The 18,016-nt window shown below is 42.8% G+C and carries 21 protein-coding genes and 1 rRNA gene; 8 read left to right on the top strand and 14 right to left on the bottom strand.

The window, feature by feature from the left end; translation table 11 throughout:
- Window positions 1–48: 48 nt before the first annotated feature.
- A 16S ribosomal RNA gene (locus NH153_RS04580) occupies window positions 49–1,599 on the bottom strand.
- A 594-nt stretch (window positions 1,600–2,193) separates the two neighbouring features.
- On the opposite strand from NH153_RS04580, the gene NH153_RS04575 reads away from it, so the two are divergent.
- Window positions 2,194–2,727: a gamma carbonic anhydrase family protein gene (locus NH153_RS04575; RefSeq protein WP_063701482.1), complete on the top strand. Its 534-nt coding sequence runs from the start codon at window positions 2,194–2,196 to the stop codon at window positions 2,725–2,727.
- Here the strand turns inward: NH153_RS04575 and NH153_RS04570 are convergent.
- Together NH153_RS04570 and aroE are read right to left on the bottom strand one after the other, a co-directional pair.
- Complete coding sequence (locus tag NH153_RS04570) at window positions 2,724–2,978, bottom strand: DUF1488 family protein (RefSeq protein ID WP_054563787.1); 255 nt, start codon at window positions 2,976–2,978, stop codon at window positions 2,724–2,726. The two genes, NH153_RS04575 and NH153_RS04570, sit on opposite strands and share 4 nt — an antisense overlap.
- The gene (gene aroE / locus NH153_RS04565) at window positions 2,975–3,799 is read right to left on the bottom strand and encodes a shikimate dehydrogenase (protein ID WP_063701479.1); all 825 of its coding nucleotides are present in this window, start codon (window positions 3,797–3,799) and stop codon (window positions 2,975–2,977) included. The genes NH153_RS04570 and aroE overlap by 4 nt, the downstream gene beginning before the upstream one ends.
- Window positions 3,800–3,840: 41 nt before the next feature.
- Between aroE and NH153_RS04560 the strand changes: the two genes are divergently transcribed.
- From NH153_RS04560 to NH153_RS04550, 3 genes are all read left to right on the top strand, one after another.
- Window positions 3,841–4,272, top strand: a complete 432-nt coding sequence (locus NH153_RS04560; RefSeq protein WP_054554758.1) for a group II truncated hemoglobin — start codon at window positions 3,841–3,843, stop codon at window positions 4,270–4,272.
- Between the two features lie 81 nt (window positions 4,273–4,353).
- A complete protein-coding gene (locus NH153_RS04555) occupies window positions 4,354–5,949 on the top strand; it encodes a methyl-accepting chemotaxis protein (protein WP_063701478.1) in 1,596 nt (531 codons plus the stop codon).
- A gap of 66 nt (window positions 5,950–6,015) precedes the next feature.
- Window positions 6,016–6,468: a hypothetical protein gene (locus tag NH153_RS04550; protein WP_063701476.1), complete on the top strand. Its 453-nt coding sequence runs from the start codon at window positions 6,016–6,018 to the stop codon at window positions 6,466–6,468.
- Here the strand turns inward: NH153_RS04550 and hemF are convergent.
- From hemF to NH153_RS04520, 6 genes are all read right to left on the bottom strand, one after another.
- Window positions 6,465–7,415, bottom strand: a complete 951-nt coding sequence (gene hemF, locus NH153_RS04545) for an oxygen-dependent coproporphyrinogen oxidase (protein ID WP_063701475.1) — start codon at window positions 7,413–7,415, stop codon at window positions 6,465–6,467. The two genes, NH153_RS04550 and hemF, sit on opposite strands and share 4 nt — an antisense overlap.
- A gap of 2 nt (window positions 7,416–7,417) precedes the next feature.
- On the bottom strand, window positions 7,418–7,984 hold the full coding sequence (gene tsaC / locus NH153_RS04540; protein WP_062564610.1) for an L-threonylcarbamoyladenylate synthase type 1 TsaC: 567 nt from the start codon (window positions 7,982–7,984) through the stop codon (window positions 7,418–7,420).
- Window positions 7,985–8,018: 34 nt separating this feature from the next.
- Window positions 8,019–8,588, bottom strand: a complete 570-nt coding sequence (locus tag NH153_RS04535; protein ID WP_063701474.1) for a DNA topoisomerase family protein — start codon at window positions 8,586–8,588, stop codon at window positions 8,019–8,021.
- 71 nt (window positions 8,589–8,659) lie between these two features.
- Entirely contained in the window at window positions 8,660–9,133 is a 474-nt protein-coding gene (locus NH153_RS04530; RefSeq protein WP_054563780.1) for a DUF494 family protein, read from the bottom strand.
- A complete protein-coding gene (gene dprA / locus NH153_RS04525; protein WP_063701473.1) occupies window positions 9,126–10,223 on the bottom strand; it encodes a DNA-processing protein DprA in 1,098 nt (365 codons plus the stop codon). The genes NH153_RS04530 and dprA overlap by 8 nt, the downstream gene beginning before the upstream one ends.
- A 30-nt stretch (window positions 10,224–10,253) precedes the next feature.
- Window positions 10,254–11,372 (bottom strand): LysM peptidoglycan-binding domain-containing protein, encoded by a 1,119-nt coding sequence (locus tag NH153_RS04520; RefSeq protein ID WP_063701472.1) that lies wholly within the window; start codon window positions 11,370–11,372, stop codon window positions 10,254–10,256.
- Window positions 11,373–11,490: 118 nt separating this feature from the next.
- Between NH153_RS04520 and def the strand changes: the two genes are divergently transcribed.
- The 4 genes from def to trkA are packed head-to-tail and all read left to right on the top strand — an operon-like array spanning window position 11,491 to window position 15,642.
- Entirely contained in the window at window positions 11,491–11,997 is a 507-nt protein-coding gene (def, locus tag NH153_RS04515) for a peptide deformylase (RefSeq protein WP_063701470.1), read from the top strand.
- 23 nt (window positions 11,998–12,020) lie between these two features.
- Window positions 12,021–12,974, top strand: a complete 954-nt coding sequence (gene fmt / locus NH153_RS04510) for a methionyl-tRNA formyltransferase (RefSeq protein WP_063701468.1) — start codon at window positions 12,021–12,023, stop codon at window positions 12,972–12,974.
- Window positions 12,967–14,253 carry a 16S rRNA (cytosine(967)-C(5))-methyltransferase RsmB gene (gene rsmB / locus NH153_RS04505; RefSeq protein ID WP_063701466.1) on the top strand — a complete coding sequence of 429 codons (1,287 nt, stop codon included), beginning with the start codon at window positions 12,967–12,969 and terminating at the stop codon, window positions 14,251–14,253. The genes fmt and rsmB overlap by 8 nt, the downstream gene beginning before the upstream one ends.
- 12 nt (window positions 14,254–14,265) lie before the next feature.
- Window positions 14,266–15,642, top strand: a complete 1,377-nt coding sequence (trkA, locus tag NH153_RS04500) for a Trk system potassium transporter TrkA (protein WP_063701464.1) — start codon at window positions 14,266–14,268, stop codon at window positions 15,640–15,642.
- Window positions 15,643–15,712: 70 nt separating this feature from the next.
- Here the strand turns inward: trkA and NH153_RS04495 are convergent, their stop codons facing one another.
- The 5 genes from NH153_RS04495 to NH153_RS04475 all read right to left on the bottom strand — a co-directional run bounded on the left by NH153_RS04495 (window position 15,713) and on the right by NH153_RS04475 (window position 17,989).
- Window positions 15,713–15,931: an EF-hand domain-containing protein gene (locus NH153_RS04495; protein ID WP_063701462.1), complete on the bottom strand. Its 219-nt coding sequence runs from the start codon at window positions 15,929–15,931 to the stop codon at window positions 15,713–15,715.
- Between the two features lie 87 nt (window positions 15,932–16,018).
- Complete coding sequence (locus NH153_RS04490; protein ID WP_055022185.1) at window positions 16,019–16,234, bottom strand: EF-hand domain-containing protein; 216 nt, start codon at window positions 16,232–16,234, stop codon at window positions 16,019–16,021.
- A 140-nt stretch (window positions 16,235–16,374) separates the two neighbouring features.
- Entirely contained in the window at window positions 16,375–16,587 is a 213-nt protein-coding gene (locus NH153_RS04485) for an EF-hand domain-containing protein (protein WP_054554776.1), read from the bottom strand.
- 67 nt (window positions 16,588–16,654) lie between these two features.
- Entirely contained in the window at window positions 16,655–16,864 is a 210-nt protein-coding gene (locus NH153_RS04480) for an EF-hand domain-containing protein (protein ID WP_054563772.1), read from the bottom strand.
- Window positions 16,865–17,332: 468 nt separating this feature from the next.
- Complete coding sequence (locus NH153_RS04475) at window positions 17,333–17,989, bottom strand: flagellar brake domain-containing protein (RefSeq protein ID WP_063701460.1); 657 nt, start codon at window positions 17,987–17,989, stop codon at window positions 17,333–17,335.
- Window positions 17,990–18,016: the final 27 nt, after the last annotated feature.

The raw sequence follows: 18,016 nt of genomic DNA, 5'->3' as shown, positions 1-18,016 counted from the left end.
TAACAATCATCTGTGTGGACACTACGAACAAATAAGTTCTAAATCGTATAAGGAGGTGATCCAGCCCCAGGTTCCCCTAGGGCTACCTTGTTACGACTTCACCCCAGTCATGAATCACTCCGTGGTGAACGTCCTCCCGAAGGTTAGACTATCCACTTCTGGAGCAACCCACTCCCATGGTGTGACGGGCGGTGTGTACAAGGCCCGGGAACGTATTCACCGCGTCATTCTGATACGCGATTACTAGCGATTCCGACTTCATGGAGTCGAGTTGCAGACTCCAATCCGGACTACGACGCACTTTAAGTGATTCGCTTACCCTCGCAGGTTCGCAGCACTCTGTATGCGCCATTGTAGCACGTGTGTAGCCCTACACGTAAGGGCCATGATGACTTGACGTCGTCCCCACCTTCCTCCGGTTTATCACCGGCAGTCTCCTTAGAGTTCCCGACCGAATCGCTGGCAACTAAGGATAGGGGTTGCGCTCGTTGCGGGACTTAACCCAACATCTCACAACACGAGCTGACGACAGCCATGCAGCACCTGTATCAGAGTTCCCGAAGGCACCAAACCATCTCTGGTAAGTTCTCTGTATGTCAAGTGTAGGTAAGGTTCTTCGCGTTGCATCGAATTAAACCACATGCTCCACCGCTTGTGCGGGCCCCCGTCAATTCATTTGAGTTTTAACCTTGCGGCCGTACTCCCCAGGCGGTCTACTTAATGCGTTAGCTTTGAAAAACAGTTCCGAGGAACCGAGCTTCTAGTAGACATCGTTTACGGCGTGGACTACCAGGGTATCTAATCCTGTTTGCTCCCCACGCTTTCGTACATGAGCGTCAGTGTTGACCCAGGTGGCTGCCTTCGCCATCGGTATTCCTTCAGATCTCTACGCATTTCACCGCTACACCTGAAATTCTACCACCCTCTATCACACTCTAGTTTGCCAGTTCGAAATGCAGTTCCCAGGTTGAGCCCGGGGCTTTCACATCTCGCTTAACAAACCGCCTGCGTACGCTTTACGCCCAGTAATTCCGATTAACGCTCGCACCCTCCGTATTACCGCGGCTGCTGGCACGGAGTTAGCCGGTGCTTCTTCTGTAAGTAACGTCACAGCTAAGTGCTATTAACACTTAACCTTTCCTCCTTACTGAAAGTGCTTTACAACCCGAAGGCCTTCTTCACACACGCGGCATGGCTGCATCAGGCTTGCGCCCATTGTGCAATATTCCCCACTGCTGCCTCCCGTAGGAGTCTGGGCCGTGTCTCAGTCCCAGTGTGGCTGATCATCCTCTCAAACCAGCTAGGGATCGTCGCCTTGGTGAGCCATTACCTCACCAACTAGCTAATCCCACTTGGGCTAATCTTATGGCGTGAGGCCCGAAGGTCCCCCACTTTGGTCCGTAGACATCATGCGGTATTAGCAGTCGTTTCCAACTGTTGTCCCCCACCATAAGGCATATTCCCAAGCATTACTCACCCGTCCGCCGCTCGCCGCCCAACAAATCCCCCGAAGGTTCAATGTTGTCGCTGCCGCTCGACTTGCATGTGTTAGGCCTGCCGCCAGCGTTCAATCTGAGCCATGATCAAACTCTTCAATTAAAAGTTTTTTGTTTGAAGTAAACTTCAAACCATGCTCAATGAATTCTGATTTTGATATCTTTCGATATCGAATTGACTATGAAGTTTTGATATCTTTCGATATCGAATTGACTATGAAGTCACTCAGTTACATTTGAGACTCTAAATTTGTTTGCTCCACTTAGTAAACTAAGCTTCGCTGTTAGAACTCAACCTGTACGAGTGCCCACACAGATGATTGCTTTATATTGTTAAAGAACGTTGCGACGTTGTCGCTAGGGATGCGTATAATACATCCTTAAATTTTCGAGTCAACACTTAATTTCAAACTTTCTTTCGATTATTTGAAACCGAAGTTTCACTTAACTCTCTGCTACGTTGTTCAGCGTCTTTCGTTGCTGCCCGCCGTGTCAGTGGGGTCGCATTATAGGGAGATGGATTTTTTACGCAAGCACTTTTTTCAATAAAATTTAAAAAAACGTACTGTTCGCTCAGCTTTTGAACTAAACACCCTAAAACTGGCTGTTTAGCAGTCAATTTAGCTCTGTTTTGGTGTATTTATTTGCTTCGCTGTTACACTAGACTGAGCGCATTTTTAAATTAAAAGGTGAATTTATGACTATCCGTTCTTATAAAGGGATCACTCCGACATACGATAATAGTGTTTATATTGATGAGTCATCGGTTTTAGTCGGTGATATTACGCTTGGTAAAGATTCAAGTGTATGGCCTCTTGTTGCTGCGCGAGGTGATGTTAACTATATACGTATTGGTGAACGTACAAACATTCAAGACGGCAGTGTTTTACATTTAACCCGAGCTTCTAAGTCAAACCCCGATGGTTACCCTCTTATTATTGGTGATGACGTCACTGTCGGTCATAAAGTTATGTTACACGGCTGTCAACTTGGTAATCGTATACTTGTTGGGATGGGTGCGATTGTGATGGACAACGCAATTGTTGAAGATGATGTGATCATTGGTGGTGGTTCATTAGTACCACCTAACAAGCGTTTAGAGTCTGGTTACCTTTATGTCGGTAGCCCTGTTAAACAGGCTCGCCCTTTAACAGAGCAAGAGCGCGCCTTTTTAAAAGTCTCTGCTGATAATTATGTTCAGCTTAAAGATGAATACTTAGCTGAGGGCTAAAACACCTCGGTTAATTCGATTTGTCCTGCCGAGTTATACTGCTCATCTTCAATCAGTTGCTCGGCGAGTTCTTCGTAATCGAAACGATAAGATTCAAAGTAATTAACCGCACTGCTTTGATCAGCAAAATCATATTTGCTGGTATCAATAACACACTCCACCATCAAGCCACTTACTTGGGCAAAAAACACCAACTGCTTTTCTTCTGGCTTAAATTCGAGTCTGTCTATAAATTGGATAGCTTGATTCACGCAATTTCTCCTGCTTTAAGCGCGCTAACAACGGGAATGATTTCTGGCATTTTATTGCGCCATACAAAATAAGCTTGCGCTGCTTGACCAACTAGCATGCCACAACCATCAAGTGTTAAACATGTTGGGTTAATCAACTTTACCCAACTGATAAATGCGGTATCGTCATTTGCGTAAAACATATCGTAAGCGCACTGACACTTAGCAACGTGCTCTTCAGCTATACCAGGCAGGTCTCCCGTTACGCTACTTGAGGTTGAATTAATTACCACATCATAGTTGTTTGCTGGGATATCATTTAAAGCAAAGCCCTGCACATCAATTTCACCATTAAAATGACTTGCTAGCGCCTTTGCTTTTTCGGCGGTACGGTTGGCTATTGTTAAACTTTCGATTTGCTCATTCAATAATGGCTGAATGACGCCTCGCGCCGCACCACCGGCGCCAATAAGAAGTACTCGCAGCCCTTTTAAGGTGACATTATTGGCTAAAAGATCTTTAACAAGCCCTACACCATCGGTGTTATCCCCCAGTAGGCTACCATCTTCGAGTTGTTTAATCGTGTTTACTGCTCCGGCTATTTTCGCTTGCTCTGTAAGTTCATCGACCATGGCAAATGCTTGCTCTTTAAATGGCAAGGTGACATTAGCCCCTTTACCACCCGCAGCGAAAAACTCAGCGACAGTTTTTTCAAATGCATCTGTTGGTGCTAAAATGGCGCTGTATTGTATTTGCTCGTTTAATGATGCAGCAAATTGTGCGTGTATTGCGGGTGATTTCGAATGTTTTATTGGATTTCCAAAAACCGCATATTTGTCCATAGTGAAGCAACCTCTTCGCCCTGTAGAGCTTTATTAATATTATGATTAAACGACTTTTTTCTAAATCGAAACCAACGCCTGAAACGCCTACCCCAGAAAAAACACCTTACGAAATTATTGGCGGTGAAGCAGGAGCTCGAGCAATTGCAAATCGATTTTACGACATAATGGCCACAGATGAATACGCCAAACCATTATATGATATGCATCCTCAGCCTTTAGATAGAATTCGCCAAGTATTCTTTGAGTTTTTATCTGGCTGGCTGGGCGGCCCTGACCTATTCGTTGAAAAATATGGTCACCCAATGCTAAGAAAGCGTCACATGCCTTTCCCTATTGATCAAGACCTACGTGACCAATGGATGCATTGTATGAATAAAACGCTTGATATCGAGATTGATAACCCACTCCTGCGTGAAGGGTTAAGACAATCGTTATCGCAACTCGCCAGCCATATGATCAATCAAAACTAACGAAGCTTTGCGCTATATCAATGTACGCTTTTTCTAAATAAAGATAATAAATTTTCCTTAATTTAGAAAAAGCGTCGTCAAATGAAGTCTATCCAATTTAAAATTTATGCCTTGTTGGCTCTGACAGGCGTATTGGTGCTGTTTGCCAGTATATTCAGCAGCGCCCAGCAGCAGCATGAATTAGCGCAAGATACCGTTGAAAGTAACATAAAACTGCTTGCCGATAATTATTTTGACTCTATTAATACCATGATGCTAACTGGCACCATGGCTAATCGCGAAATTCTGAGTACTAAATTAAGAAGCCATCCTAATATTGCAGATGCTCATATCATTCGTAGTCCAATCGTTAATAAAATTTATGGGCCAGGAAATGCCAACCAAGTTGCGACTAACGATGCTGAGCGAAAAGCACTAACAGGCACTGAAGCACTATTTATTGATAATCAAAATAGTACGATGACTTATCTTAAGCCTATGTTTGCTCGCAGTGACTATAAAGGAACAAACTGCTTAGGCTGCCATCAAGCACAAGAAGGCGATGTGTTAGGTGTAGTGAAAATTAGTTATTCGTTGGCTGATATTGAGCAAGAAGTATCGCAAAACACCTTAATGAACACGCTACTACTAACGGCTATTTTCATTACTGCATTTTCACTACTGGCTGTGATGTTTAGAAAAATATTCATCAAACGCTTAAAAGTCATTAGCCATACTATGCACTTGGCAACCACCAATAAAGATTTAAGCCTCACGATAGACGACAATAATAATGACGAGCTTAGCTCTCTCGCCACCAGCTTTAATCACATGATAGGCGCGTTTAAAGATAATATTGCCCAAGTCTCCCATTCTTCTAAGGTATTGATCCACTCTGCCGAAAGCATTTATGCCTCAGCGGATGCCACCGAGCAAGCGATTTTAAAGCAAAAGCAAGGGACAGATTCGGTCGCTGCCGCTATCAACGAATTAGAAAGCTCATCAAGCGAAGTTAAAAACACCACCCATTTTGCGTCTGAGAAATCTGAGCATAGTAATCAACTTGCGCAGCAAAGCTTACATGTTGCTGAGCACACTGAGCAAAGTATTAATCAACTTGCGGCAGATGTTAGAGCAGCAGCTGAGCAAGTAAGTCAACTACAAACGCAAACGTTAGACGTTGGCAAAGTACTCGAGGTGATCAGTAGCATTGCCGAGCAAACTAACTTACTTGCACTTAATGCTGCGATTGAGGCAGCTCGTGCTGGTGAAGCTGGCCGAGGTTTTGCTGTGGTAGCCGATGAAGTACGTACTTTAGCAACACGCACCCATGACTCAACCGACGAAATTCGCCGCACTATCGATAAACTACAAGCTGAAGCTGCACAAACCGTTAATACGATGAATAACTCTTGTGAAGAAGCAGACGAAAGAGCAGTTCAAGTTAAGCAAGTTGCTAAAGCTCTGCGTGATATTTCTTCACAAATGAGCGAAATAAACCAACTTAACGTGCAAATCGCTGATGCCACCGAACAGCAAAACCTCGCGGCTGAAGAAATTAATCAAAGCGTTATAGCAATTAGTGACAATGCCGAGCACTCATTGGTTGATGCCCATGAAAACCAAAAAGTCAGTGAAGAGCTGTTGTCGTTAGCTCGTTCACTGGATGAGCAAGTAAGACGCTTTAAATTAAGCTAAATTGCGCGCTTTTCGTGCAACTGCTAGAGTTGTTATATGCATTTCATAGTAAATAAGGATGTTTAAATGAAATTTATAACAACTCTTTTAGTCTGCATTGGAATTATTGCGGCGTTACTATTTACCTATCAGTACAGCGTGAATGATACTGCTGATCAACTAAGCACGATTGATCAATATATTTATCAGGATGATATTCAACAGATTGCTCAATCTCTTATCAGTCAAGATAAAACCTCGCAGAGCGATAAACATGAACAAAGCATTGTTGATGGTTTTGATAAGCTTATTCAGCACCCTGAATATTTTGAGGTGAAACTTGATTTCTATGCCTGTGATATTAGTCAATGCTTAACTCAGGTTAGTGCCCCCATTGATACACCATCTGATAAGTTAGAGATATTAAAAGCAGAAGTGCTATTTAGTGTCTTGGCAGAGCTGCCTAACAGTGACAGTGTCGCCACCCTCGTTGAGGGTGACAACACAATGTTGATTAGAGTGGTTTCAATACTTGATTAAAGCTGCCACTGGCGTGCAACTAAATCTGATTCTTTGCTGTTTAACCAATCTTGCGGACGTAAATAGTACTGATACAGCTTAGCTTCTGGGCTATCTGCAGCAGGTACATAGTTATACTCCCAACGTGCTAATGGTGGCATCGACATTAAAATTGACTCAGTACGTCCGCCGGTTTGTAAGCCAAATAATGTGCCACGGTCCCAAACAAGATTAAACTCAACATAACGACCACGACGATACAGTTGGAAATCGCGTTGCTGTTCGGTTGTCGGCGTGTCTTTACGGCGCTCAATAATAGGAAGGTAAGCATCTAAATAGCCATTTCCTACCGCCTGCATAAAGGCAAAGCTTTGTTCAAAGCCGAGCTCATTTAAATCATCAAAGAATAAGCCACCAACACCACGCGTTTCACCACGGTGTTTTAAATAAAAGTATTCATCACACCAGTTTTTATATTTGTCGTATACCGCTACACCAAATGGCTGACACAGATCGCTTGCCACTTGATGCCAATGTTGTACATCTTCAAAAACAGGGTAGTAAGGTGTTAAATCAAAACCACCGCCAAACCACCAAATTGGCTCTTCACCTTCTTTTTCGGCAATGAAGAAACGCACATTGGCGTGACTCGTTGGAATATGTGGATTATTCGGATGGATCACTAATGACACACCACATGCATGAAAACTACGACCTGCGAGCTCAGGGCGGTGCGCTGTTGCAGATGCTGGCATTGAAGCGCCAAATACATGCGAGTAATTTACCCCACCCTGTTCGATGACATTACCACCTTGGATAACACGCGTACGTCCACCACCGCCTTCTGCACGTTGCCAATTATCTTCAACAAATTTTGCTTTGCCATCGGCACTTTCAAGGCCCTGACAAATTGTATCTTGTAAGGCCATTAAATAGGCTTTAACTTGTTCGAGTAGCTCGCTTTGCATGTTTATCCTCTAAATACTTTGCCGGTCGCAGCGTCTTTGATCACACTTGGTTGACTGTTGCCACCCAGCGGCTCATCAACATAAAAATCTACCGTATCAGCAAATTCGCTTTTTGCTTGAGCGATAGTCATTACCGTTTCTTGACCGGTTAAGTTTGCACTTGTTGAAACCAACGGTTTACCAAATTGCTGACACAGGGCTTTTACTGTTGGGTGATCAGTTACACGCACAGCAATAGTATCAAACTGACCCGTTAACCACTTTGGCGTTTCTTTTGCTGCTGGCATCACCCAAGTGATAGCACCTGGCCATTGTGAGAAGATATCAGCACGTTTATCCATGGGGATTTTGGCATCATCTACATACTTTAATAACTGGCCATAATTGTCAGCAATTAAAATTAAGCCTTTTTCTACAGGGCGTTGTTTGATGGCTAAAAGCTTTTCAACCGCAGCTTGGTTATCAGGATCGCAACCAAGACCAAAAACAGCTTCGGTTGGGTAAACAATCACACCGCCTTGCTGCAAAGCGTCAATTGCATTGGCTGGTTGTGCAACAGGATCAGACAAAGAAACTCTCCTAAATAAACAAATTACAAGTGCATTAAGATTCGACTAACTTATGCATACACGACTTCTGCGGGCATTGTAACACAACACCTGAGGCAGTTTTCTTTTCGGTCATAATTGGCCACTGACAGGCAGGACACTCGGTCGCCACAGGTTTATGATTAAGCGTATATTTACAGCGCGGATAGCCATCACAAGAATAAAAGGTTTTGCCAAACTTATTACTACGCGCAACCAGCTGGCCTTTTTTGCATTTCGGGCAAGCAGGTAATTGGGGGGCATCGTCAGGTTCTTCATCATGTGCAATATAGTGGCACTCGGGATAGCCAGTACACCCAATAAACATGCCGTAGCGGCCATTTTTAATTACCAATGGCTTGCCACACTCTGGGCAGGCACTGTCTTCGAGCACCTTTATTTGTTGGCTATCATGATGAGCTAATGGGCGGATGTAATCACACTTAGGGTAACTGGCACAGCCTAAAAACGGCCCTGACTTTGAGTTGCGCATAACCAATTCAGAACCGCATTTAGGGCAAACCTCATACTCTTTTTCGAGTGCATGTTTATCTGCAGAAAAAAGAGAATGGTCGATTTTACTCATAAGATTCCTGTGGGGTTGGCTAATTTTCGCCTAATATACCCAAACTCAACAAAGATACAAGCAAAGTCGAATTAATGTAATACATCGGCTGGCTCGTCAAATATTAAGTCTTCCATTTGTGCGTAAGCTTGCTCTGACCCGGGTACATTAAATAACACCATAAGCACCACCCACTTTAGATCTTCCAAAGAAATAAATGGTTTATCAAGAGCGCAAAGTCTATCTATCACCATTTCGCGGGTTACAGTGTTAATCACACCAATTTGCTCGATAAACATTAAAAAGCCGCGACACTCTACACTTAACATTTGGCATTCACTATCAGTGTAAATACGCATGGCATGTTGTGGTTGGGCATTAAGGTACGGGTAGATATCGCTTTGTTGTAAGTCAGCAAGTTGCTCTAGCCAATCAAGGGCTTTGTAGATTTCAGGTTTATTGAAGCCAGCACGAACTAACTCATCGGTAAGTTCGTTCTCTTCAGTAAAGATTTCAGCTTCACTATGGATATAGTTTTCAAAAAGATACATGAGGATGTCAAACATGTTTATGTCCTCCAAGTCTTATATAACCATCTAGTACTCGTTCGATTTTATCTGCGAGCTCTAGGTCGAGTAACCGAGCTTGTACTTCGTCTACAGGTAATTGGCTGCGCTGTGTAATTTGGTCAACACTTGTTACCTCATACCCTATACTTTTGAACACTGGGCAGTCGGGTTCATCTGCTATAGGCTGTTCTATACTATATAGACTGTTTTCACAGAAAAAGCTCACTTCATCAAGAATATCACTAATATTTTCTGTCAATTTAGCGCCTTGCTTAATTAAAAAATGACTTGCCTCTGAAAGTGAGCTTTTTATCGAACCCGGCACAGCAAACACGTCTTTATTTTGCTCAAGTGCATAGCGTACGGTAACCAAAGAACCGCTTTTAATTTGCGCTTCGACAATCAACACACCTAATGATAATCCAGAGATAATACGGTTTCGGCGCGGAAAATTAGCGGCATTAGCAGCGGTGCCAGGCAAGAACTCTGAAACCAATAAGCCCCGCTCTGCAACTTGTTTAATGAGCAAACTATGGCGTTTGGGATAAGCAATATCGATACCCGTACCTAGTACGGCAATGGTCTTGCCTGATCCGGCTAATGCGCCTTTATGGGCTGCGCCATCAATTCCCATAGCCATACCCGATGTGACTGTCATGCCTACAACAGATAATTGATGAGCAAATTCAGCGGCTATTTCAAGACCTGTAGGAGTGGCATTACGACTACCGACAATTGCTATTTGTGGTGACAGTAATAGCTCTGTGTTACCTAAACAAAACAATAAAATAGGTGCGCTGGCTATTTGCTTAAGTAAGGGCGGATAGTTGCTATCAAAATAACTAATAACTTTGATTTTAAGTCTTGCTATCTGCTTTTGGTAGTGGGCGACTAATTGCCAGTCGGTATTAACTAAGTTGTCGGCTTGGCTTTGTGATAAGCCCAGCTGCTGAAGCTCTATACTAGATAGCTTAAATAGCTCGTCCAGTGGCTGTTTTTGACTTAATGCAATAAGGCTCTTTATCCCAAGCCCTTTACATAAATAAAAGGCAAGCCAATGGGATAGCTTGCCTGAAACTTGTGTCATGCTCCCTCCTTAGAGCGCCCAAATTGTGAGTTAGTTTATAACTGCATAATCTCCAACTCGGATCGGGTGCTGATTCTTCACAATCAATGCATAGCTAACGTTGTCATATACCTTAAACACCATTAACTCACCGACTTTTTCCTTTGGCATGTGCCATACATTACTGTCTTCATCGCTTTCAATTCCTAACACATCATTTGCATCAGTCATAAACTTCTCAAGACTGTTAGAATCTTCGCGATAACGAGGACCATTTCGGCCGTCATACACTTCAGGTGATTGACGCTGAATATCGAGTACAAAACCCGGTTTCACTTGGTCTGAACCTAAGTTTAGTACAACAATATCCATGGTACTAAATTCACGCATTTCATTAGCTGACGCGATAATAGTGCCATCTAAAGCCGTTTCAGGGCGTTTCATAGTGAAATAGGCTGGCAACATTTGCCCTTCCATCGCAGGCATTAAAAAGTCATGCGGCTTAATTTCTTGTTTTACCAGCTCAACTTTCACTGAGGCAGGCACGCCATTTGCCACATCACCGCTTCTAAATGAACGAACAATCGCTACTAATTCAGCTTTATTCGCCAGTACTTCATTGGTATTTGGATCGACAAGGTCGTTTCCTTTACGGTACACGCCATAAGCCTCGTTAAGTGTTAAATCACCTTTAACGTAAAGCGTATGACCCATAGTATTCATTTTGGTATTAACACTGGCACCGAGAATATACGGCTTTTCTGCAATAATATCGGCGCTAATCGCTTGTTCATAACTCAAATATGGACGTAACAATTCCAAAGGCAACGTCGGCACAGCCTGCTTACCTTTTGGTGTAATTCGCCCTTCAGGAGAGAGTTTTTTATAACGCGCATTTTTAACTAAACGAGGATTTCCGTCTTTATCGTAAATTAAAGTGAGCGCATCACCCGGGTATATTAAATGCGGATTCGCAATTTGTGGGTTCATCTGCCACAAATCAGGCCATTGCCAAGGTTCGTCAAGATATACGCCCGAGATATCCCAAAGCGTGTCGCCTTTTTTGACAACGTATTGTTTTGGTGCATCTTTTTTTATTGTTAAAACATCAGCAGCTACCGGAAAAGCACTGCTAATGGCTAACAAAGCCGCAACTAGTGGGTATCTCATTTGGCTTCCTTGAGTTGTTTTTAGATTATTATCGACCAAAACCTGTTAAAGGTGAACACGAATGGCTAAAATAAGAGCATACAATACCCTAAATGAATCACAAGTGTAAAAGGTAACTATGGCTAGGTTAGAAGTTTTAAGATTTCCGGATGAGCGTTTACGTACAATCGCGAAAGAAGTACCAGAAGTAAACGATGACGTTCGTCAAATCGTCAAAGACATGCTTGAAACTATGTATGACGAAAACGGTATCGGCTTAGCAGCGACGCAAGTAGATATCCACCAGCGAATTGTGGTGATCGACGTATCTGAAGAGCGCGACCAACCGTTAGTATTAATCAACCCAGAAATCACCAAAAAAGATGGCTCAACGGTGAGTGAAGAAGGCTGTTTATCTGTTCCTTACTCATACGCAAAAGTTGACCGCGCAGAAACTGTCACGGTTAAAGCGCTTAATGAAAATGGTGAAGAATTCAGCCTAGACGCTGACGAGCTATTAGCAATTTGTATTCAGCATGAGCTTGATCACCTTAAAGGCACCCTATTTATTGATTATCTATCGCCTTTAAAGCGCCAACGTATCCGTAAAAAGCTTGAGAAAGAAGCAAAGCTGGCTGCTAAATAATTAGTTAATCAATAGGAATATCTGTGACACAACCATTACGCATTATTTTTGCTGGTACGCCGGACTTCGCTGCGCGCCATTTACAAGCACTGATTGACTCAGAGCACGACGTTGTTGGTGTATATAGCCAACCAGACCGCCCAGCGGGCCGCGGTAAAAAGCTAAAAGCCAGTGAAGTTAAAGAACTTGCACTTGCTCATGACTTACCAGTTTATCAACCGCAATCACTAAAATCAGATGACGCACTTGCAGAGCTTACCAGCTTGAACGCCGATATTATGATTGTGGTGGCGTACGGCTTACTGTTACCAAAAGCAATTTTAGATGCACCGCGCTTAGGCTGCTTAAACGTGCATGGCTCAATTTTACCGCGCTGGCGTGGTGCTGCACCGATCCAACGTGCTATTTGGGCTGGTGACAATGAGACCGGTGTAACAATAATGCAAATGGATGAAGGTTTAGATACCGGCGATATGCTGCATATCAGCCGTTGCCCGATTGATAGCACAGAAACCAGTAGCTCTTTATACGATAAGCTAGCTGCATTGGGTCCTGATGCACTGATCAATACTATCAATCGTCTTGCTGCAGGTGAAATCACCCCAGAAAAGCAAGATGATGCACTGGCAAATTACGCTAAAAAGCTATCAAAAGACGAAGCAAACATTGATTGGTCAATGGATGCTGCGCAAATTGAGCGTAATATCCGCGCTTTTAATCCATGGCCTGTTTGCTTTACTGAAATGGCAGGACAAACGGTAAAAATTTGGCAAGCAGAGGTTGTATCGCAAACTGCACAAGCCGGTAAAATCATTGCTGCTGATAAGCAAGGTATTACCGTTGGCTGTGGGCAAGATGCACTTAAAATCACCCTTCTTCAACCACAAGGTAAAAAACCAATGGCAGTGAGTGACTTTTTAAATGGTCGCAGTGATTGGGTTGAACCTGGCTCAGTATTAGGTCAAAGCAATGAGTAATGTAAGAGCACTTGCTGCTGAAACCCTTTACAACGTGGTCGATAAAGGCGCGTCGTTGAATCAAGAGCTGCCTTTTGCAAGCCAAGGATTATCGCCGAAAGATAAAGCCTTACTACAACAAATTTGCTACGGTGTGCTGCGCTATTTACCTAGCCTAGAAAATTATTGCCAGCAACTTTTAGATCAACCACTAAAAGGCAAACGCCGTATTTTCCAGTTTTTATTGTATGTGGGTATTTACCAACTTCAGCATATGCGTGTACCGCCTCATGCAGCAATCAGCGAAACAGTTAATGCGCTTCAGCAAATGCGTGCACTGGGTTTAAAAGGCCTGATCAACGCGATTTTACGCAGTTTCCAACGTGAACAAGCTGAGCTTGAAGAAAAAGCAAAGCAAATTCCTGTTTGCAAATTTAACCACCCAGGTTGGTTTATCAAACAAATTACTGCAGCTTATCCTGGTAACTGGCAAGAAATTCTTGAAGCGAATCAGCTACAAGCACCTATGTGGTTACGTGTAAACCAAGCGCAATACAGCACCCAAGAATACAGCGAAATGCTTAAAGCAAATGATATTGAGCATACCCTTAATGCTGATTTTCCTGATGGTATTAAACTAGCTAAACCGTGTGATGTATACGCATTACCAGAATTTGATACCGGTGCCTGCTCAGTTCAAGATGCAGCGGCACAATTAGCAGCACGCTTTTTAGATCCTCAAAATGATGATGTCATTTTAGATGCGTGTGCAGCGCCAGGTGGTAAAACGTGCCATATCCTAGAGCTTGCCGATGCCGACGTATTAGCACTTGATAGCGACAGCGAGCGCCTAGAACGTGTTAAACAAAACTTAGTGCGTATTGGTTTAGCTGCCGATTTACAATGTGCCGATGCTTCACAACCTCATATCTGGTGGGATGAGCAGCAATTCGACCGTATCTTGCTTGATGTGCCTTGTTCAGCTACTGGCGTGATCCGTCGTCACCCTGACATTAAATGGTTACGTCGTGCATCTGATATTGAAGATCTGGCTAATTTACAAGGCGATATCCTAAATAGCATCTGGCCTCTACTTAAGCCAGGTGGTACGTTAGTTTATGCGACCTGCTCTGTATTACCGCAAGAGAACCAGCAACAAGTTGCCAAGTTTCTTGCCAATAATCCAAGTGCTGAACACATACCTTTGCATGAAAACGACACCCCTACGTTACCTGGTCTGCAATTACTACCTGGTGAAAGTGACGGTTTCTATTATGCAAAGCTAGTTAAAAAACACTAATAAGAACAAGCTATGAAAATAATCATACTCGGTGCCGGACAAGTTGGTGGCACACTGGCAGAAAACCTCGTAGGTGAGCAAAATGAGATCACCGTTGTCGATATCGACGGTAACCGTTTGCGAGAGCTACAAGATAAGTACGACTTACAAGGTGTTACTGGCCACAGTGCGCATCCAGATGTATTGCGTCGCGCAGGCGCAGAAGACGCCGATATGATTATTGCCGTAACCAGTTCAGATGAAGTGAACATGGTTGCTTGCCAAGTAGCTTATAGTATTTTTAACACGCCAACTAAAATTGCCCGTATTCGCTCAGAACAATACTTAAAGTACCGTGAAAAGTTATTTCATAACGATGACTTACCTGTTGACCACTACATAGCTCCAGAAGCGCTGGTAACTAAGTATATTCGTCGCTTAATCGACTATCCGGGTGCTTTACAGGTATTACAATTTGCCGATGGTATGTTATCGCTGGTTGCGGTGAAAGCCTATTACGGTGGTTTGCTGGTGGGTTATGCGCTTTCAGCCTTGAAAGAGCACATCCCGAATGTCGAAACCCGGGTAGCGGCTATTTATCGTCAAGGTAAAGCGATTAAACCGCTTGGCACAACCGTTATCGAAGCGGACGATGAAGTGTTCTTTATCGCTGCAACAAAGCATATTCGAGCAGTCATGAATGAGCTGCAAAAGCTCGAACGTTCATACAAAAAGATCATGATTGCGGGTGGTGGTAATATCGGTGCAGGCCTTGCGCGTTCACTTGAGAAAAACCACAGCGTTAAGCTGCTTGAGCGCAATAAAGAGCGCGCAGCACAGCTCTCTGAAATGCTTGATAACACGGTTGTGTTTTGTGGCGATGCCTCAGATCAAGAGCTGTTATCTGAAGAACATATTGAACAAGTGGATGTATTCATCGCAGTGACTAACGACGATGAAGCAAACATTATGTCTGCGATGCTGGCAAAGCGTATGGGCGCACAAAAAACCATGGTGCTTATTCAGCGTGGCGCTTATGTTGACCTAGTACAAGGCGGTGAAATTGATATTGCTATTTCACCTCAGCAAGCCACTATCTCGGCGCTGCTAACACACGTACGTCGTGGTGACATTGTTAACGTTTATTCATTACGTAAGGGCGCAGCAGAAGCCATTGAGGCTGTCGCTCACGGTGATGAGCATACTTCTAAAGTTGTTGGCCGAGCTATTGCTGATATTAAGCTACCAGCTGGAACAACCATTGGTGCAATTGTGCGTAACGATGATGTACTGATTGCCCATGACGATACCATTATTCAGTCGGGTGACCATGTCATCATGTTCTTGATTGATAAAAAGCATATTACGGTTGTAGAAAAACTATTCCAAGTAAGTGCTATCTTCTTGTAAACGAAAAAAGCAGCCATGACAGCTGCTTTACGACTCTTGAAGTGAAAGTACCTAACTTTTCTAAAAGATTCTATTGAATTTGAGCGAATTCTTCTTTTGAAAGTTCGCCATTACCATCGCTATCTAGCTCTGGAAATAACTTTTCAAGCTGCATATTTGCAGACGCTTCTTCTTTACTGATCACACCATCACCGTCGGTATCGAACGTTGCAAAGCTTACGCCTTGTGCAAAGGATGCTGATGATGTTGCTAGTGCTAAAATTGCAATTGTTGTGCTTAACTGTTTCATAATAACTACCTCAAAATTTGAAAAGAGTGAAATCCGTTTCTGAGATCCCTGTTTAGTGGAAATTGGTATAACTACGTACTAACTCAGTTATTCGGCTTCAGAAAACTCTGCTTCAGTAAGGACGCCGTCACCATTCACGTCTAATGTTTTAAACTGCGACATAATTTTTGCGTCAACGGCTGCTTCACTTTTGCTAACCACGCCGTTACCGTCTACGTCTAAGGTGTCAAAATCAGTTGCGGCAAAAGCTGCTGAAGAAGATGCAAGTGCGATTAAAGCTAATGTTTTATTTACTGTTTTCATAATCATATTCCTTCAATTTTAAGAGTGTTAGCTGATCACACTTCCAATGTTGTCCTTTGTCATGGATTCCCTTATCCATTTAGGCTGTCTTTGGCAGCTCAGAACTAATCAGCTAAATAAACTGGTTTTGCTTAATCACATTAAGCTTTTGAAAATTCTTGTTTCGATAACTCACCGTTACCGTCAGTGTCTAATTCACTGAATTTGCTCATAAGCTCTGCATCTACCGATGCTTCGCTTTGGCTGATAACACCATTGCCATCAACATCTAAGGTATCGAAATCACTCATCGCAAATGCTGCTGATGAAGATACTAGGGCCATAAGTGCTAGTGTTTTATTTACTGTGTTCATAATGTCATTCCTTCAAAGTGTGTTGTCTTGAGTTAGAAGTCCTTTTCAGTGTGTCCTTACAATGAAATTAAGCTTTTGAGTACTCTTGTTTAGACAGCTCACCGTTGCCGTCTGTATCAAGCTCTTTGAATTGGCTCATTAACGTTTCGCTTACTGATGCTTCGCTTTTGCTGATTGCGCCATCGCCATTAACATCCAATGTGTCAAAGTCAGCGGCAAACGCTGCAGATGAAGTTGCAAGAGCTACAAGTGCTAAAGTTTTGTGTAACGTTTTCATAATCACTATTCCTTCAATGTTGTCTCAACTGTGATAAAGGATATGTTCCTGAATCAGTTTTTCTCTGTGTTCGCTAAGACTATTTCAACTTCGATGCCAAAGTTAAAAATAACAACAAAATCACATAGTTGAGTTGAAGAATCGATATTTTCAGGAAAATAGCCCGATTTATTTGTTGCTGTTTTGCAACAAGCTCAATGGTTGGTTTTACGCTTCTTTTAAAATCAATGACTTATGAAGTATAAAATGGAGACAATAGTGATTTATTTGGATTAAAAAACAGAGAAATTAGGAATTTGAAAATAAACTCTATCTGAACAACAAAACTTAAAGAAAAAAATCGAAATTAATTTAACAAATAAGATATTGATTTAATTGGTTATTTTGGTTTTCTTATAAATTAATTTTGATATCTATAGGTTTAAATCGAGGAAAATAGCCATTTTGTTGCAAAATGGCGAATTGGCATTAGCTATCCAATACTGAAAGGTCAATTAGGTGCTCTTTCATAAACGCTTTCATTTCATCTTCACTGGTATCAAGCTGCACACCGAGCATAAAACCACCCGCTCTTTTGCGTACGCTGCATACTGTGCCATTAAACTCTCGTTTGCTCAGTGTGATTTGGCCACTTTGCCCTTTCAAAGCGCTTAAATCCTCATTGCTATTAATATCAAACTGAACCCCTGTGAGTGAAATATCTTTAATTAGCCCAGCCAGTTTTTGCTCTGCAATCACTAAATTTGCCGGGAATAACGTAGGAATACGCGCTTCACTACGCAAACTAAACAGCTGTACTTGCTGAGGAAAGTCGAGAAATATTAAGCGATGCGGATGCGATGCCAAGGCGTTTATTTGCTGACGAAAAGCAATCACTTGCCCACCGCCCGCTTCAAGTACAGCCCGTATAACAACCATCACCCCATCTTTGATGAAATCACTGCCATTCGCTAAACGCTTTGTGGATGGATAATTGATTATGATGTACTGATCATTCATCAATCCTATGAATTCTGTTTTTACGCGTTTACTGTCGGTTGGTGTGGTAATTTCAACATCCACCAAGCTACCTGCAGGGATACAGGTGAGCTTCTCAAGATTACGTTGTTTTTGAGTTTTTGGCACAGTAATGCCTCCACTTCTAGATAATCA

Origin of the sequence: Pseudoalteromonas gelatinilytica (assembly GCF_001641615.1) — a bacterium.
GTDB classification, from domain to species: Bacteria; Pseudomonadota; Gammaproteobacteria; order Enterobacterales; family Alteromonadaceae; genus Pseudoalteromonas; species Pseudoalteromonas gelatinilytica.
This window is presented reverse-complemented; position numbering and strand designations above follow the sequence as displayed.

Bases quoted from the DNA above. Each gene is read 5' to 3' on its own strand.
- NH153_RS04575 (WP_063701482.1), top strand. From the start codon at position 2,194: ATGACTATCCGTTCTTATAAAGGGATCACTCCGACATACGATAATAGT.
- aroE (WP_063701479.1), bottom strand. From the start codon at position 3,799: ATGGACAAATATGCGGTTTTTGGAAATCCAATAAAACATTCGAAATCA.
- NH153_RS04560 (WP_054554758.1), top strand. From the start codon at position 3,841: ATGATTAAACGACTTTTTTCTAAATCGAAACCAACGCCTGAAACGCCT.
- NH153_RS04555 (WP_063701478.1), top strand. From the start codon at position 4,354: ATGAAGTCTATCCAATTTAAAATTTATGCCTTGTTGGCTCTGACAGGC.
- NH153_RS04550 (WP_063701476.1), top strand. From the start codon at position 6,016: ATGAAATTTATAACAACTCTTTTAGTCTGCATTGGAATTATTGCGGCG.
- hemF (WP_063701475.1), bottom strand. From the start codon at position 7,415: ATGCAAAGCGAGCTACTCGAACAAGTTAAAGCCTATTTAATGGCCTTA.
- NH153_RS04535 (WP_063701474.1), bottom strand. From the start codon at position 8,588: ATGAGTAAAATCGACCATTCTCTTTTTTCTGCAGATAAACATGCACTC.
- NH153_RS04530 (WP_054563780.1), bottom strand. From the start codon at position 9,133: ATGTTTGACATCCTCATGTATCTTTTTGAAAACTATATCCATAGTGAA.
- dprA (WP_063701473.1), bottom strand. From the start codon at position 10,223: ATGACACAAGTTTCAGGCAAGCTATCCCATTGGCTTGCCTTTTATTTA.
- NH153_RS04520 (WP_063701472.1), bottom strand. From the start codon at position 11,372: ATGAGATACCCACTAGTTGCGGCTTTGTTAGCCATTAGCAGTGCTTTT.
- def (WP_063701470.1), top strand. From the start codon at position 11,491: ATGGCTAGGTTAGAAGTTTTAAGATTTCCGGATGAGCGTTTACGTACA.
- rsmB (WP_063701466.1), top strand. From the start codon at position 12,967: ATGAGTAATGTAAGAGCACTTGCTGCTGAAACCCTTTACAACGTGGTC.
- trkA (WP_063701464.1), top strand. From the start codon at position 14,266: ATGAAAATAATCATACTCGGTGCCGGACAAGTTGGTGGCACACTGGCA.
- NH153_RS04495 (WP_063701462.1), bottom strand. From the start codon at position 15,931: ATGAAACAGTTAAGCACAACAATTGCAATTTTAGCACTAGCAACATCA.
- NH153_RS04490 (WP_055022185.1), bottom strand. From the start codon at position 16,234: ATGAAAACAGTAAATAAAACATTAGCTTTAATCGCACTTGCATCTTCT.
- NH153_RS04485 (WP_054554776.1), bottom strand. From the start codon at position 16,587: ATGAACACAGTAAATAAAACACTAGCACTTATGGCCCTAGTATCTTCA.
- NH153_RS04480 (WP_054563772.1), bottom strand. From the start codon at position 16,864: ATGAAAACGTTACACAAAACTTTAGCACTTGTAGCTCTTGCAACTTCA.